Here is a 472-nt window from a genome sequence, read left to right as displayed (position 1 = left end):
CGGAAATGCCGGAAATGGACGGTTATGTGCTGACCAAGCTGATCAAGTCCGACGTCCGCTTCAAAGGCATTCCGGTCATCATGCACTCTTCGCTGTCCTCCAACGCCAACAAGGCGATGGGCTCCAGCGTGGGTGTCGATGCCTATGTGGCGAAATTCGATCCCGCCATCTTGTCTGAAACGCTGATGCCTTACCTGCAAAGATAAGACCGTACTGACAGGAAATAAAACGAGGGCGTAGCGCTGCCGATTCCGTGGAAAATCATTTTTCTGGAGCTGTCATTCATGGTGGACAAGAATATCAAATTCCTGGTGGTCGATGATTTTTCAACCATGAGAAGAATTGTTCGCAATCTGTTGAAAGAATTGGGATTTACCAATATAGACGAAGCCGAAGACGGCCAGGTGGCCCTGCACAAGCTGAAGAACCAGAGCTTCGACTTTATTGTTTCCGACTGGAACATGCCGAACAT

The 472-nt window shown here is 49.2% G+C and carries 2 protein-coding genes; both read left to right on the top strand.

Features of this window, described 5'->3' with window-relative positions:
- The coding region (locus tag EAY64_RS20070; RefSeq protein WP_122081987.1) for a response regulator at window positions 1–206 on the top strand (206 nt) is incomplete at its 5' end.
- 78 nt (window positions 207–284) lie between these two features.
- Window positions 285–472, top strand: a 188-nt coding sequence (locus tag EAY64_RS20065; RefSeq protein WP_122081985.1) for a response regulator, incomplete at its 3' end; no start/stop codon positions are given.

It is taken from the genome of Aquitalea palustris, from assembly GCF_003693445.1.
Taxonomy (GTDB): domain Bacteria; phylum Pseudomonadota; class Gammaproteobacteria; order Burkholderiales; family Chromobacteriaceae; genus Aquitalea; species Aquitalea palustris.
Note: the sequence above shows the minus strand (reverse complement) of the source record. Positions and strands in the feature narration are given on the sequence as shown.